The following is a 13,902-nucleotide window of genomic DNA, read 5'->3' on the forward strand; positions in this document are numbered from 1 at the left end:
CATCGCAGCAACTGACCGGCCCGCACTCACTTGCCGCGCTTGCCGCCGCCGAGCAGCGGCAGCTGCAGTTCGGACAACCCGGGGAGGTCGCGCTCCAGCTTCTCGATCTCCTCGCGGAACGCGTGCACGTCCTCGAATTTGCGATAGACCGAGGCAAAGCGCACGTAGGCCACCTGGTCGAGGTTCTTCAGCTCGCGCATCACCAGCTCGCCGACCTGGCGCGACGGCACTTCGCGCTCGCCGCTGCGGCGCAGGTCGTTGACGATCGCGCGCACCGAGCTGTCGACGTCGTGGGTGGCGACCGGCCGCTTCTGCAGCGCGCGCTCGAAACTCACCCTGAGCTTGCGCTCGTCGAACACCTCGCGCCGCTCGCCGCTCTTCACCACCATCGGCAACTTCAGCTCGGCCGTTTCGTAGGTATTGAAGCGCTCGCCGCACTGCGGGCATTCGCGCCGACGACGCACACTCGAACCGTCATCGGTCAGACGCGAGTCGATCACGCGGGTGTCTTCGTGCTGGCAGAAGGGGCAATGCATGGGTCAGGAGTGAGCGGAGAGGAGTGAATGAAGAGCGGTTTTGCTTCTACTCATTTCTCACTCCTCCACACTCGTTTCTCGTTTCATCCATACACCGGGAATTTCTTGCACTGCGCCGTGACGTTCCCGCGCACCTTGGCGATCACGGCCTCGTCCGCGGGCGCATCCAGCACGTCGCAGATCCAGCCGGCCAGTTCGGTGCAGTCCGCTTCCTTGTAGCCACGCGTGGTGACGGCTGGCGTGCCGACGCGCAGGCCGGAGGTGACGAAGGGCTTGCGCGGGTCGTTCGGTACGGCGTTCTTGTTGACGGTGATGTGGGCGTTGCCCAGCGCTTCCTCGGCCGCCTTGCCGGTGACTTCCTTGCCGATCATGTCGACCAGCATCAAATGGTTTTCGGTGCCGCCGGAGACGATCTTGTAGCCGCGCGCGATGAAGGTCTTCGCCATCGCCTTGGCGTTCTTCACCACTTGCGTCTGGTACTCCTTGAACGCCGGTTCCAACGCTTCCTTGAACGCCACCGCCTTGGCTGCGATCACGTGCATCAGCGGACCGCCCTGGATGCCTGGGAAGACGATCGACTGCAGCTTCTTCTCGATCTCCTCGCCCGCGCCCCTGCTCACGATGATGCCGCCGCGCGGGCCGCGCAGGGTCTTGTGGGTGGTCGAGGTGACCACGTGCGCGTGCGGCAGCGGGCTCGGATACACGCCGGCGGCGACGAGGCCGGCAACGTGGGCCATGTCGACGAAGAACAGCGCGCCGACCGAGTCGGCGATCCGGCGCATGCGCGCCCAGTCGACCACCTGCGAATAGGCGCTGAAACCGCCGACCAGCATCTTCGGCTGGTGCTCGGTGGCCAGGCGCTGCACTTCGTCGTAGTCGATCAGGCCGTTCTCGTCGACGCCGTACTGCACCGCGTTGAACAGCTTGCCGGAGATGTTGACCTTGGCGCCGTGGGTGAGGTGGCCGCCATGCGCGAGGCTCATGCCCAAGATGGTGTCGCCCGGCTGCAGCAGCGCCAGATACACCGCCTGGTTCGCCTGCGAGCCGGAGTGCGGCTGCACGTTGGCGTAGTCGCAGTCGAACAGCTGCTTGAGCCGCTCGATCGCCAGCTTCTCGGCGACGTCAACGTACTCGCAGCCGCCGTAGTAGCGCTTGCCCGGGTAACCCTCGGCGTACTTGTTGGTGAGCTTGGAGCCCTGCGCTTCCATCACCCGCGGGCTGGCGTAGTTTTCCGAGGCGATCAGTTCGACGTGGTCTTCCTGTCGCTGGCCCTCATCGGCGATGGCCCTGGCCAGTTCGTCGTCATAACCGGCAATCGTGCAGTTCTTCGGGAACATTCTGGCCTCGGCAGGTGGGGAGCGGGTTTAGCCGGAAAGTGTAGCGCCGCCGGGCGTTTGCAGCCACCGGCGGGCAGTTTCGGGTGGCTGCATCGGCGCAGCACCACAAGCCGCTATAATGTGCGGTTTCACGAATTCCCCTTTCCGTGCCGATCCACCGGCGCGGCGCACGCCTTCGGAGGTTGCATGAGCTCGCAGTACATCTTCACCATGAACGGGGTCAGCAAGACTGTCCCGCCGAAGCGCCAAATCATCAAGGACATCTCGCTCAGCTTCTTCCCCGGCGCCAAGATCGGCCTGCTCGGCGTCAACGGCGCGGGCAAGTCCACCGTGCTGAGGATCATGGCCGGCGTGGATACCGACTTCCAGGGCGAGGCACGCGCGCAGCCGGGCACCAAGATCGGCTACCTGGCGCAGGAGCCGGACCTGAACCCGGACAAGACCGTACGCGAAGTGGTCGAGGAAGGCGTGGCGGAAATCCTCGATGCGCAGAAGCGGCTGGAAGAGGTCTACACCGCCTACGCCGAGGAAGGTGCCGATTTCGACAAGCTGGCGAAGGAGCAGGAGAAACTGGAAAACCTGCTGGCCGCCAACGATGCGCACGCGCTGGAGCGCCAACTCGAAGTAGCCGCCGACGCGCTGCGCCTGCCGGCATGGGACGCGGTGATCGGCCCGCTTTCCGGCGGCGAGAAGCGCCGCGTGGCGCTGTGCCGCCTGCTGCTGTCCAAGCCGGACATGCTGCTGCTGGACGAGCCGACCAACCATCTGGACGCCGAGTCGGTGGACTGGCTGGAAAAATTCCTGCACGACTATCCCGGCACCGTGGTGGCAGTCACCCATGACCGCTACTTCCTCGACAACGCCGCCGAGTGGATCCTCGAACTCGACCGCGGCCGCGGCATTCCGTGGAAGGGCAACTACACCGAATGGCTGGAGCAGAAGGACGCCCGCCTGAAGCAGGAAGCGAACCAGGAGAAGTCGCGCCAGAAGGCGATCGCGAAGGAGCTGGAGTGGGTACGTTCGGCCGCCAAGGGCCGCCAGTCCAAGGGCAAGGCCCGCCTGGCCCGCTTCGAGGAACTGAACTCGGTCGACTACCAGCGCCGCAACGAGACCAACGAGATCTTCATTCCGCCGGGCGAGCGCCTGGGCCAGGAAGTGATCGAGTTCAAGAACGTGACCAAGTCGTTCGGCGACCGCGTGCTGATCGAGGACCTGTCGTTCAAGGTGCCGCCGGGTGCCATCATCGGCGTGATCGGCCCGAACGGCGCCGGCAAATCCACCATGATGAAGATGATCATGGGCAAGGAAACGCCGGACTCGGGCGAGGTGAAGCTCGGCCTCACCACCAAGCTGGCGTATGTCGACCAGTCGCGCGATGCGCTCGATCCGAAGAACAACGTGTGGCAGGAAGTCTCCGGCGGTTCGGACATCATCACCATCGGCAACTTCGAGATCCAGTCGCGCGCCTACATCGGCCGCTTCAACTTCAAGGGCACCGACCAGCAGAAGATCGTCGGCAGCCTGTCCGGCGGCGAGCGCGGCCGCCTGCACATGGCCAAGACCCTGCTGCAGGGCGGCAACGTGCTGCTGCTCGACGAGCCGTCCAACGACCTGGACGTGGAGACCCTGCGCGCGCTGGAAGATGCCCTGCTCGAATTCCCCGGCTCGGCGATCGTGATCTCGCATGACCGCTGGTTCCTCGACCGCATCGCCACCCACATCATCGCGTTCGAGGGCGACTCGCACGTCGAGTTCTTCCCCGGCAACTACAACGAGTACGAGGCCGACAAGAAGCGCCGCCTCGGCGAGGAAGGCGCGCGGCCGCACCGCGTGAAATACAAGAAGCTGGCCTGAGAGCAGGAGTGAGTGGAGAGGAGTGAGAAAAGAGAGATAAAGCGTCGACGAACCCGCCTTCTCTCGTTTCTCACTCTTCTTCACTCGTTTCTCGAACGGAGACCCCGATGCACTTCATGCACTTCATGCAATCCCTGCAACAGGCATGGACCCGCAACGACTCGCTGGTCTGCGTCGGCCTCGATCCGGAACCGGCGAAATTCCCCGCACATCTGCGCGACACGCCCGACGCGGTGTTCGATTTCTGCCGCGCCATCGTCGACGCCACCGCCGACCTGGTCTGCGCGTTCAAGCCGCAGATCGCGCACTTCGCCGCGCTGCGCGCCGAAGACACGCTGGAACGGCTGATCGCGCACATTCATGCGCAGCATCCCGGCGTGCCGGTGATCCTCGACGCCAAGCGCGGCGACATCGGCAGTACCGCGCAGCATTACGCGACCGAGGCGTTCGAGCGCTACCGGGCCGATGCGGTGACGCTGAACCCGTACCTCGGCCGCGACTCGATCCAGCCGTTCCTCGATCATGCCGACAAGGGCGTGATCCTGCTCTGCCGCACCTCCAACCCCGGCGGCGCGGATTTCCAGGCACTGGATTGCGGCGGCCAGCCGCTGTACCTGCGCGTGGCCGAGACGGTCGCACGCGAGTGGAACGCCAACGGCAACTGCGCCCTGGTAACCGGCGCCACCTGGCCCGAGGAAATCCGTCAGGTACGTGCGTTGGTCGGCAACATGCCCTTGCTGGTGCCGGGCATCGGCGCGCAAGGCGGCGACATCGAGGCGGTGATGCGCGCAGGCTGTACCGCGCAGGGCAGCGGCCTGATGATCAATTCCTCGCGCGGCATCATCTACGCCGGCCACGGCGAGGACTTCGCCAACCGCGCGCGCGCCGCCGCCATCGATCTGCGCGATGCGATCAATCGCTGCCGCTGAGCTTCGTCTCCCGCTGCGTCAAGAAAAGAAAGAACCGACGACAATCAGAGGCCTTTCCCTACGGTATCGCCGTGCTGGCCGGCTATGCTTTTGCGCAGCGCATCGGCGTGCTCGCCGGCTCGCGCCGCAAGCCGCCAAGGACGGCACCCACGCACGCAGGGAATAGCGATGATCATACGTTCCGCACTCCTGGCGCTCCTCGCCAGCACCAGCTTTCAGGCAGCTTCTGCAGAGGTTCCGCGTACAACTTCCCACAAGGAGAACGCGACCAGCCTGTTGGCCATCTCGCCGATCTTCAGCCAGTTGGTGGCTTTCCAGATGCCGGTCGACTTCCACGTGGTCAATGAACAAACCAGCGCTCACGCCTACATCCGGGAAGCCGTGCCAACGGGAGAAACTGCCGAGCAGTGGTCCCGGATGATCACCGTCACCGGCTACAAGAATGTCGCCGCCAATCCGGGGGTGCCGCCCGTGGTATTGCTCAATACGATTGCGGGCGGTTTCAAGAGGGTCTGTCCCGACACGGTCAGCGTCGGCGACTTGGGAAATCCACCCATCGACGGATATCCCGCCGCATTCGCTTTCGTGGCGTGCGGCACCACAAGTGACGGAGGCCGATCCCACAGCGAAGCGGCGCTGGTCGTGGCAATCAAGGGTACGCAGGACTATTACACGATCCAGTGGGCCGAGCGCGGCCCCGCACAGTCGACCCCCATCGTTTTCGACGAGCAACACTGGCTGGGCCGGCTCAAGCAGCTGATGCCGGTTTTCCTGTGCGCGAGGATCCCGGGGGAAGAAGCCCCCTATCCAAGCTGCGTTTCGCGTCTGTCCAGCCACGATGGGTCCGCTCCCACCGGTGGAAACAACGCGGCGAAACCATCGGCCTCTGCGCCGTCCGCGTCATGAGAGCCTGTTTGTCACTCGCGATTCCGCAGGCGGCCCCCGACGAGAATTTCGCCGCTGCCGCCAACGAAACGCGCGACGCGATCAATCGTCATCCTTACACTTGAAAGACCATGCGCCGGCACATCGCTGGCGCATCGCTCACACCGCGACGGACTTCGCCGCGTGCTGCATCTTCGTTTTCAGATCGAGCGCGTCGGCCGCATCGAGCAGGGCGCGCGCAAAACTGCGCACTTCGGCTGGCCGCAAGGCATACCAGTTGCCGCTCTTGCCCACGTCGGCCACGTTGCGCCCCGCGCGCGACACGCAGTGCGGCCGAAAGATCACCATGCCGGTCAGCGACTCCGAACTGATGTCAGCGGAAACAATCTGCATGTGTGTTTCGTCTTCTTTCTTCACCGAACTTCTCCCGGGCGGATAGCCACCCTCCTGCAGCTTACGCTACCGGGGGTTCACGGGTTGTTGCGACAGTCGCGAGTGGTCCTGCGCGGCAGGCATCCGGATGCCATCACAGACACAGCGACATCGACACTCCTCTGCATCTTGCTTCGTGTCTGTCGTGATTGGGGCTCCGTTTCCCGCAGGCCGTCATCGTTGCTAGTCCTGGACGATGCCGATCGTCCGCAGCCATGCCTCGGCCAGTTTCGGCCATGCTGTAATCGGAGACTTCGTGCGCCGCAAGCCGAATGCATGCCCACCATGCGCATACAGATGCATCTCCGCCGGCACGTGAGCCTTCGCAAGCGCCGCGTAGTAGACCAATGACTGGTTCACGCCGTCCTCGTAATCGTCCTCTGCCTGCACCAAAAACGTGGGCGGCATATCACGCGAGACCGGAACGTTGGGATTCAATTTGTCATCATCGGTCGCGAGATGCCCGGGATAGATAGCCATCGCAAAATCCGGACGGCTGCTTTCCTGGTCGACCGCGTCTACCGGCGTGTACAAGCGGCGCTCGAAGTTCGTACTGGCCTCGGCCACCAGATAGCCGCCTGCCGAGAATCCGATCACGCCCACCTTGTGCGGGTCGACATGCCATTGCGCGGCATGGAAGCGCACCAGTCGCACCGTTCGCTGGGCGTCCTGCAATGCCGGCACCGACAACGCGAAATCGTGCGGGCGACAGTCGCATTGCCACTCATAGGGCACACCCGGGACGCGATACTTCAGCAAGACACAGGTGATGCCCCTGGATGTCAGCCAGTCGCAGACCTCGGTGCCTTCGAGGTCGATCGCCAGTACCTGGAAGCCACCTCCCGGAAACACCACGACCGCAGCCCCCGTGTTCCGCCCCTTCGGGGCATAGACCGTCATCGTGGGTCGGCTCACATTCGTCACCGCCATCCAGGGCCGGCCGGCAATCAGGTGTTCCGTCCTCAACGCTTCGGTTTCCGGCCCCGGGACTGGCTGCGCATCGGGTACCGCTCCCGGCCATAGCGGAATTTGCGCGCGCCCGACGGTGGGCTGCCAAACCATCGTCTTCGCACACACGCTTCCGCATGCAGCCAGCAGGCACAGGGCAATAGCCCACAGCTTCATGACACTCCTCCGTTGTGGTCGGCCACAGTCGTACGATGAAGACGGGAAATCAGCTGGAACCCCTTCCCTCGATTTTGCACGCCACGTCGGGCGTGCTGCGGCCGCTTTCGCGGATTTTTTCGGGCAGGTTTGCGGCAAACACCGTCGGCATACATGCTCAGCGCCCGATGCCCGACCTGACAGGAGGCAGCTCAAAATCGCGCGAAAACAGCGTCAGCCCGGCGGCTCTGCCGTCCAGCGTGCCGCCACGAAGTCGATGAACGCGCGCGTGCGCGCCGGTAACTGCCGCCCCGGCGGCCATACGATGTGGACCGGCTGCGCCGGCAGCTGCCAGTCGTCCAGCACGGTTTCCAGCCGGCCCTGGTCGAGCAGGCCGCGCACCTGCCACAACGCGGCCAGGCCGATGCCGAGCCCGGCCAATACCGCCGCGTTGCAGGCCGCCGCATTGTCGGCGCTGAAGCGGCCATGCACGTCGACCGATTGCCGCCGGTTGCCGCGTCGGTAGTTCCAGCGCCGCGCATCCTCGGCCGAGCGGCGCACGATGCATTGATGGCGACGCAGATCCGTCGGCGTCTGCGGACGGCCGTGCCGGGCGAAGTAGCCCGGCGCGCCCACCGTCACCACGCGCAGCATGCCGAGCTGGCGCGCGTGCAGGCGGCTGTCGGGCAACTCGCCCAGCCGCACTGCGGCATCCAGCTTGTCGCGCTGCAGGTCGGCGCGATGGTCGGCCACCACCAGCTCGACGTCGACATCCGGATAGCGCTCCATGAAGGCCGCCACCACCGGCACCAGGTGCGGCGCGCTGAACTGGGTGGAACCACCGATGCGCAGTGTGCCGTCGATGCGGGCACCGTGCTCGGCGAGTTCCGAGCGGGCCAGGTCGATGTCCGCCAGGGCGGTTTTCAATCGCGCATGGAAAGCCAGCCCCGCCGCGCTGGGCTGCGCCCGTCGCGTGGTGCGCTGGATCAGCTCCACGCCCAGCTCGTTCTCCAGCGCGGCCAGCGCGCGGCTCACGGCCTGCAGCGAGCGATGCAGGTGGCGTGCGGCGGCGCTGAGGTTGCCCTGCTCCACCACGGCGATGAAGACCCGGTAGTCGTCCAGAGTGGCCATGTCGAATTATCCCGTTTGACGAGATTATCCATCCATTCTAGTTCGTATTCTCCCGCCATGATCCACCATCGAAAATCGGCACGGCAGGCCGCGCCGGCCTGGATTTCGGAGATGCGTCATGTCGCTCTTGCTTCCTTCGGCCATCGACGGCCATGAAACCAATCTCGATCCTGCACAACCGCTGGCAGCGCTGTCTGCGTTCTACCGTGCGTTCAACCATCGCGACCTCGACGCGATGGCGCGCAACTGGGCCAATGACGCTGCGGCGTCGATGAGCAATCCGCTGGGTGGCATCGCGCGCGGCTGGCCGGCGATCCGCGCGGTGTACGAACGGATCTTCGCCGGCCACGCTCGGGTGCAGGTGGCGTTCCACGACTTCACCCTGCACGAGGCCGGCGACTTCTTCCACGCGGTCGGCCGCGAGCGTGGCACGCTGGTGAACGGCGACACGCGGCTGGAGCTCGCCATCCGCACCAGCCGCCTGTACCGCCGCATCGATGGCGCGTGGCGACAGGTGCACCATCACGGCTCGTTCGACGACCCGGGGCTGCTCACCGCCTACCGCGAGGCCGTCCAGTGAACCGGCTGGCCGAAGTCGGGGTGACGACCGCCCCGGCGCCGGTGCGGTTGTTCGCGCTGGCGACCGGCGTGATCGTGGTCAGCCTGTACCTGCCGCAGCCGCTGGTGGGATTGATCGGTACCTCGCTGGCGCTGTCGCCGGCGGCGGCCGGGCTGGTCAGCACGCTGATCCTGGCCGGCTACGCGGCAGGCCTGTTCCTGCTGGTGCCGCTGTGCGACCTGGTCGAGAACCGCCGGCTGATTCTCGCCACACTGGCGACCAATGCCGCGGCGCTCGCCATCGCGGCGTGCCCGATCGCGCCGGCGGGCTTTCTGGCCATCAGCTTCGTGGTCGGCCTGAGCACCTGTTCGATCCAGATGCTGGTGCCGCTGGCTGCGGCGATGACGGTCGAAGCGCAGCGCGGTCGCGTGATCGGCAACATCATGAGTGGACTGCTGCTGGGTGCGATGCTGTCGCGGCCGCTGGCCAGCCTGGTCGCCGAGCGTTTCGGCTGGCGCGCCGCCTATGCCTTGCTCGCCGCCGCCATCGTGTTGCTCGGCGGCATGCTGGCTTTCCGCCTGCCGCACCGGCAGCCGCCGAAAACGACACGCTATCGCGTTCTTGTCGGCTCCCTGGCCACCCTGTGGCGCGAGGAGCCGATACTGCGTCGCCGTGCGCTGTCGGCCGCAGCGAGCTTCGCCGCGTTCAACGCGTTCTGGAGCCTGATCGCACTGCCGCTGGCCGCGCCGCCGTTCGGGTTCGGTGCGGTCGGCATCGCGGTGTTCGCGCTGGCCAGCGTCAGCGGCGCGATCAGCGCGCCGATCGCCGGCCGGCTTGGCGACGCCGGCAAGGCCGGGATCGCCATGCGCGTCGCCCACGTGACCCTCATCGTGGCGACGCTGTTGGCCGGCGTCGCCGGCAGCTCCTGGGCGACCACTTCGCTGCCACGCGACGCATTGATCGCGATGATGGGTTTGGCGGCCGTCCTGCTCGACGCCGGCACCATCGCCGATCAGGCGCTGGGTCGCCGCGCGGTCAACCTGCTGCAAGCGGAGGCCCGCGGCCGCATCAACGGGTTGTTCACCGGCGTGTTCTTCATCGGGGGCGCGATCGGTTCGGCCGTGGCCGGCCTGGCATGGGCACATGCCGGCTGGATCGGCGTATGCGCGGTCGGCGCGACCGGTGCGTTGGTTGCGCTGGCACTCGACCGGCAACCGCTCGGAGAAGGCGCGTCCGGTCCGGCCCTGCAAAGCTGCGAATGATCCGCGTCGACTGCCGGATATCGGACACGCTTGCGGCACGCATTGCGGATGACATGCGTCGTCGAGGCGAAGGCCATGACCAATGGATCTTGCTCAAGCAGGCGCGAAACGTCACTTTGTGATCTGCACCCGGCGCTTGAACAAACAAGCGCGATGCATTCCTGAACCATCTTTATTTGCTGCGGGTGAACCGGACGATGATGAAATGGCTGAGTATGGCGCTGGCCATCGGCGCGGTGACATGCGTGTCGACAGCGCAGACATCCCGGGCTGCCGAGCCCGCGCCGCACGCCTCCGCGGCGGCGCCGGCGATCCACATCGAGGATGTCCGGCGCTTCTACGAAATCTATGACGCGGCGCATGGGCATCCCACCGCCAGCCAGCTCCAGCACGACTATCTCGACCCGGGCTCGGCCGGGCTTCATCGCCTCGCCGAACTGCGCAACGTCACCGGCGCATCGATGGCCAAGGCGATCGCAGCGCATCCGGAAATCTACGCGGACGCCAAACGCTGCATGGTCGTTCTGCCTGCCGCGCGCCTGCGCCTGAAGACGGCGTTGGGCGAACTGGCGCGCCGCTATCCGCAGATGCGGCTCGCACCGGTCACGGTCGTCGTCGGCCGGGGCAAGCCGGTGGGCGTCACCGATGCGTCCGGCGTCATGATCGGGCTCGAGGCGCTGTGCGCGGTCAACTACCTCGACCCGAACGTCGAAGACCGTTTCGTGCATGTGCTCGCGCATGAATATGCCCACGTCCAGCAGGCACTGCAGTCACCGACGTTCTACGACGACCCGAAACCCACCGTGCTCGAGGAGTCCCTGATAGAAGGAGCTGCCGAGTTCACCGCCGAGCTCATTTCCGGAAGCATCGGAAACGTCGATCTCGAGGCGATGACCCGGGGACGCGAGGCGGAAATCGAGACCGCCTTCGTCGCCGACGAGGACAAGACCGACCTTTCGAAATGGCTGTACAACGGCACCCTGACCAAGCCGGGCGACCTCGGCTACTGGGTCGGTTATCGCATCGCCAAATCGTATTACCGGCATGCGACGGACAAGCGCCGCGCGCTGCGCGACATCCTGGAAATGAGCGACGCGAAGGCGTTCCTGGCCAAGAGCGGATGGCATCCCGGCATGACGCTCCGATAGCGACCTGCAGATGACCCGCTTCAGCCGTCGAGCTGCAGGAACAAGCGGCGCTTGGGTTTCTCGCGCATCGCGGTCGACCCGGCGGTGTTGTACGTGGACGAAGGCCAGTTGCTCACCTCCGCCGGCAGCGCCGCGGGCCTGGACCTGTGCCTGCACCTGGTGCGCCGCGACCACGGCCCGGATATCGCCAACCAGGTCGCACGGCGGCTGGTGATCCCGCCGCACCGCGATGGCGGCCAGGCCCAGTTCGTCGAGCGGCCGGTGCCTCGGCGCGAGACGAGCACGTTGTCGAAAGTGATCGATGCCATGCACCGGCGGCAGGCCAGCCATCAGCCGATCGCCGAGCTGGCCGCGATGGCGGCAATGAGCGAACGCAGCTTCATGCGCCATTTCAAGCAGGCCACCGGCATGAGCCCGGCGGACTGGCTGATCTCGGCACGGGTCGATCGCGCGCGCGAACTGCTGGAAAGCTCCGCGCTGTCCATCGATGCCATCGCAGACGAGTGCGGCTTCGGCAGCGCAATCACACTGCGCCATCACTTCCGCCGCAAGCTCGGGATCAGCCCGGGAGCGTACCGCGCGCGCTTTGTCCTGTGACATCGGACATCAGCGCGTGTGCACCCAATACACGTGAATGCCATGAGCAAGATCCTCGGCGCGGTTCCCCGCGCGCCCCTCCGCCACGATGCCCCAACTCGAACTCAACGTGCCCCCCAGCATGCGGTCGACACGAACCTGTTCGCCGGCATGGATGATGAAGCACGCCTCGATCACCATCATGCCCGTGCGCTCGTACACCAGGGTCACCGAACGGGCGGCACCCGCACCCCAGCCGACATGCAGTTCGCAGGGCACAGGCGAAAACACGCCGCGATTGTCCAGGCTCCATCCTTCGGTCTTGTCGAGCAGCGACTGCAGGTGGGGATCGTTCCAGTCGACGTTGTTGCCCGACCGCAGCTTGGGGTGATGATTCATGTCCGGGCCCCCTCGTTTGCGCCGCTCGCCATCGCGCCGCGTCCGACGTCACGAACGGGCATGCCGACCGGAGACGCGGCGCCTCCCGGTCGGCCCGTACCGTCATGCGATCTATGCAGGCGTGGCGTCATGACCACGGTAACGGCAGGAAGGCACCATACTTGAGCCCGCCGGGCCGGGATGTTCAGCCATCCAGCGGCGACTGCCCCGGAAATAGCACCTCGGCATAGCCGAATTTGCCGAAGTCGGTGATGCGCGAGGGATACAGCCGGCCGACCAGGTGGTCACATTCGTGCTGTACCACGCGGGCATGGAAGCCTTCGGCGGTGCGCTGAATGCGTGCGCCCTTGGGGTCGACGCCTTCGTAGCGGATCAGCGACCAGCGGCTCACCGCACCGCGCAGGCCGGGCACGGACAGGCAGCCTTCCCAGCCCTCCTCCATGTCCTGCGACAGCGGCGTGATCACCGGGTTGAGCAGGATCGTGCGCGGCACTTCGGGCGCATCGGGATAGCGCTCCGAATGGTCGAAGCCGAAAATCACCAGCTGCAGGTCCACGCCGATCTGCGGCGCGGCCAGGCCGACGCCGTCGGCGGCCTGCATGGTGTCGAACATGTCGGCGATCAGCGCGTCGAGTTCGGCGCTGCCGAACATCGCATCGGGTACCGGCGGCGCGATGCGCAGCAGGCGCGGATCGCCCATTTTCAGGATGTTGCGGATCATGGCAGCCTCGTTGCTCATCGGACTGCCGAATGTAGCTGCAACGGCGTCATGCCGGCGTGCTCACGCGCCGGTGCGGCGGTACGGAGGGATGTGGGAGCGGCTTCAGCCGCGATGCTCCTGGCTCTCCAGCGCAAGAGCACCGCGGCTGAAGCCCCTCCCGCAAGGGCATGGCACACCTCGCACGATTCACTTGCCGCCGAATACCTTCTTCAACAGGTCGGTGGTGCGCGCGCCAGGGTTGTGCCGGATCGACTGTTCCTGTGCACCGATCTCGGTGAACAAACCATCCAGCGTCTTCGCGGTCACGTAGTCGTCCAGGTCCAGCGGGCTGCCGCCCTTGGCCGACTTGCCGCCGCCAAGCGCGCCCAGCACGCCGCCGAGCGCGCCACCGCTGCTGCCGGAGGTGAACGCCTTGTATTTCTGGGTGACGCCGACGCTGTCAGTGGCCTTGGCCACGATCGGATGGATGCGCGCGGTCAGCGCGTCGCCGGCGACGCGGCGGAAGAAATCGGTGGCCGCGTGATCGCCACCTGCGAGGATGCCGCGCGCGTCGCTCAAGGTCATCTTGCGGATCGCGTCGCCGAAGATCTCCGCCACTTGCGGCACCGCCTTCTCGGCCGCACGGTTCATGCTCAGCTCGAACGCATCGACCTTGGCGCCCTGCCCGAGCTGGCGCGCCAACTTGCCGGCCTGCTCCAGCTTGCCCGGCAGCGGGATGCGCACCTTGCTGTTGTTCCAGAAGCCGCCGTCGCGGCCGAGTTTGTTGATCGCGTTGGTGGTGCTCTTGGCCAGCGCTTCCTTCAGGCCGGCGGCGATGTCGCTGGTTGGCAGGTTGCTGCCCAGTTGCGATGAATTCGATGTGTGCGTCGACTGTTTGACCTTGTTCAACAGATCCTTGAACTGGCCGGAACCGGCAGCGGCGACCGGCAGCGTGGCCGCCGTGAAGACGAGGCCCAGCAGACCGTAGCGAACCGAAATACGCATGACGAACTCCTTTGCAGTCGGCGAAAACCCAGTGTAACCCCGCCA

General features: G+C 65.8%; 15 protein-coding genes. 7 read left to right on the plus strand and 8 right to left on the minus strand.

Features of this window, described 5'->3' with window-relative positions:
- Nucleotides 1-26: 26 nt before the first annotated feature.
- Nucleotides 27-536, minus strand: coding sequence for a transcriptional regulator NrdR (nrdR, locus tag CIW53_RS07225; RefSeq protein ID WP_149364000.1), 510 nt, complete (start codon nt 534-536; stop codon nt 27-29).
- A gap of 83 nt (nt 537-619) precedes the next feature.
- Nucleotides 620-1,873, minus strand: a complete 1,254-nt coding sequence (gene glyA / locus CIW53_RS07230) for a serine hydroxymethyltransferase (RefSeq protein ID WP_149364001.1) — start codon at nt 1,871-1,873, stop codon at nt 620-622.
- Between the two features lie 186 nt (nt 1,874-2,059).
- Between glyA and ettA the strand changes: the two genes are divergently transcribed.
- The 3 genes from ettA (at nt 2,060) to CIW53_RS07245 (ending at nt 5,562) form a co-directional block, all read left to right on the plus strand.
- The gene (gene ettA, locus CIW53_RS07235) at nt 2,060-3,727 is read left to right on the plus strand and encodes an energy-dependent translational throttle protein EttA (protein ID WP_149364002.1); all 1,668 of its coding nucleotides are present in this window, start codon (nt 2,060-2,062) and stop codon (nt 3,725-3,727) included.
- A 116-nt stretch (nt 3,728-3,843) separates the two neighbouring features.
- Nucleotides 3,844-4,656, plus strand: a complete 813-nt coding sequence (gene pyrF / locus CIW53_RS07240; RefSeq protein ID WP_149364191.1) for an orotidine-5'-phosphate decarboxylase — start codon at nt 3,844-3,846, stop codon at nt 4,654-4,656.
- A 168-nt stretch (nt 4,657-4,824) separates the two neighbouring features.
- Nucleotides 4,825-5,562: a hypothetical protein gene (locus CIW53_RS07245; protein WP_149364003.1), complete on the plus strand. Its 738-nt coding sequence runs from the start codon at nt 4,825-4,827 to the stop codon at nt 5,560-5,562.
- A 138-nt stretch (nt 5,563-5,700) separates the two neighbouring features.
- On the opposite strand, the gene CIW53_RS07250 is transcribed toward CIW53_RS07245, so the two are convergent.
- The 3 genes from CIW53_RS07250 to CIW53_RS07260 form a co-directional block, all read right to left on the minus strand.
- The gene (locus CIW53_RS07250; RefSeq protein ID WP_149364004.1) at nt 5,701-5,934 is read right to left on the minus strand and encodes a hypothetical protein; all 234 of its coding nucleotides are present in this window, start codon (nt 5,932-5,934) and stop codon (nt 5,701-5,703) included.
- Nucleotides 5,935-6,156: 222 nt separating this feature from the next.
- Complete coding sequence (locus tag CIW53_RS07255; RefSeq protein ID WP_149364005.1) at nt 6,157-7,098, minus strand: alpha/beta hydrolase; 942 nt, start codon at nt 7,096-7,098, stop codon at nt 6,157-6,159.
- Nucleotides 7,099-7,311: 213 nt separating this feature from the next.
- A complete protein-coding gene (locus CIW53_RS07260; protein WP_149364006.1) occupies nt 7,312-8,208 on the minus strand; it encodes a LysR family transcriptional regulator in 897 nt (298 codons plus the stop codon).
- Between the two features lie 118 nt (nt 8,209-8,326).
- Between CIW53_RS07260 and CIW53_RS07265 the strand changes: the two genes are divergently transcribed.
- The 4 genes from CIW53_RS07265 (at nt 8,327) to CIW53_RS07280 (ending at nt 11,774) form a co-directional block, all read left to right on the plus strand.
- Nucleotides 8,327-8,788 (plus strand): nuclear transport factor 2 family protein, encoded by a 462-nt coding sequence (locus CIW53_RS07265; RefSeq protein WP_149364007.1) that lies wholly within the window; start codon nt 8,327-8,329, stop codon nt 8,786-8,788.
- 20 nt (nt 8,789-8,808) lie between these two features.
- The gene (locus tag CIW53_RS07270) at nt 8,809-10,029 is read left to right on the plus strand and encodes an MFS transporter (protein ID WP_172969606.1); all 1,221 of its coding nucleotides are present in this window, start codon (nt 8,809-8,811) and stop codon (nt 10,027-10,029) included.
- Between the two features lie 215 nt (nt 10,030-10,244).
- A complete protein-coding gene (locus tag CIW53_RS07275) occupies nt 10,245-11,177 on the plus strand; it encodes a DUF2268 domain-containing putative Zn-dependent protease (RefSeq protein WP_172969607.1) in 933 nt (310 codons plus the stop codon).
- A gap of 51 nt (nt 11,178-11,228) precedes the next feature.
- Nucleotides 11,229-11,774, plus strand: a complete 546-nt coding sequence (locus CIW53_RS07280) for a helix-turn-helix domain-containing protein (protein WP_242451804.1) — start codon at nt 11,229-11,231, stop codon at nt 11,772-11,774.
- A gap of 9 nt (nt 11,775-11,783) precedes the next feature.
- Here the strand turns inward: CIW53_RS07280 and CIW53_RS07285 are convergent, their stop codons facing one another.
- From CIW53_RS07285 to CIW53_RS07295, 3 genes are all read right to left on the minus strand, one after another.
- Nucleotides 11,784-12,152: a hypothetical protein gene (locus CIW53_RS07285; protein ID WP_149364010.1), complete on the minus strand. Its 369-nt coding sequence runs from the start codon at nt 12,150-12,152 to the stop codon at nt 11,784-11,786.
- 184 nt (nt 12,153-12,336) lie between these two features.
- Complete coding sequence (gene def / locus CIW53_RS07290; RefSeq protein WP_149364011.1) at nt 12,337-12,873, minus strand: peptide deformylase; 537 nt, start codon at nt 12,871-12,873, stop codon at nt 12,337-12,339.
- A gap of 186 nt (nt 12,874-13,059) precedes the next feature.
- Nucleotides 13,060-13,857 (minus strand): DUF4197 domain-containing protein, encoded by a 798-nt coding sequence (locus CIW53_RS07295; protein WP_149364012.1) that lies wholly within the window; start codon nt 13,855-13,857, stop codon nt 13,060-13,062.
- Nucleotides 13,858-13,902: the final 45 nt, after the last annotated feature.

The sequence above is a fragment of the Rhodanobacter sp. T12-5 genome (assembly GCF_008329435.1).
GTDB lineage: Bacteria > Pseudomonadota > Gammaproteobacteria > Xanthomonadales > Rhodanobacteraceae > Rhodanobacter.

What these genes read in the sequence shown, in the direction of transcription:
- nrdR (WP_149364000.1), bottom strand. Translation starts at nt 536, where the DNA reads ATGCATTGCCCCTTCTGCCAGCACGAAGACACCCGCGTGATCGACTCG.
- glyA (WP_149364001.1), bottom strand. Translation starts at nt 1,873, where the DNA reads ATGTTCCCGAAGAACTGCACGATTGCCGGTTATGACGACGAACTGGCC.
- ettA (WP_149364002.1), top strand. Translation starts at nt 2,060, where the DNA reads ATGAGCTCGCAGTACATCTTCACCATGAACGGGGTCAGCAAGACTGTC.
- pyrF (WP_149364191.1), top strand. Translation starts at nt 3,844, where the DNA reads ATGCACTTCATGCAATCCCTGCAACAGGCATGGACCCGCAACGACTCG.
- CIW53_RS07245 (WP_149364003.1), top strand. Translation starts at nt 4,825, where the DNA reads ATGATCATACGTTCCGCACTCCTGGCGCTCCTCGCCAGCACCAGCTTT.
- CIW53_RS07250 (WP_149364004.1), bottom strand. Translation starts at nt 5,934, where the DNA reads ATGCAGATTGTTTCCGCTGACATCAGTTCGGAGTCGCTGACCGGCATG.
- CIW53_RS07255 (WP_149364005.1), bottom strand. Translation starts at nt 7,098, where the DNA reads ATGAAGCTGTGGGCTATTGCCCTGTGCCTGCTGGCTGCATGCGGAAGC.
- CIW53_RS07260 (WP_149364006.1), bottom strand. Translation starts at nt 8,208, where the DNA reads ATGGCCACTCTGGACGACTACCGGGTCTTCATCGCCGTGGTGGAGCAG.
- CIW53_RS07265 (WP_149364007.1), top strand. Translation starts at nt 8,327, where the DNA reads ATGTCGCTCTTGCTTCCTTCGGCCATCGACGGCCATGAAACCAATCTC.
- CIW53_RS07275 (WP_172969607.1), top strand. Translation starts at nt 10,245, where the DNA reads ATGGCGCTGGCCATCGGCGCGGTGACATGCGTGTCGACAGCGCAGACA.
- CIW53_RS07285 (WP_149364010.1), bottom strand. Translation starts at nt 12,152, where the DNA reads ATGAATCATCACCCCAAGCTGCGGTCGGGCAACAACGTCGACTGGAAC.
- def (WP_149364011.1), bottom strand. Translation starts at nt 12,873, where the DNA reads ATGATCCGCAACATCCTGAAAATGGGCGATCCGCGCCTGCTGCGCATC.
- CIW53_RS07295 (WP_149364012.1), bottom strand. Translation starts at nt 13,857, where the DNA reads ATGCGTATTTCGGTTCGCTACGGTCTGCTGGGCCTCGTCTTCACGGCG.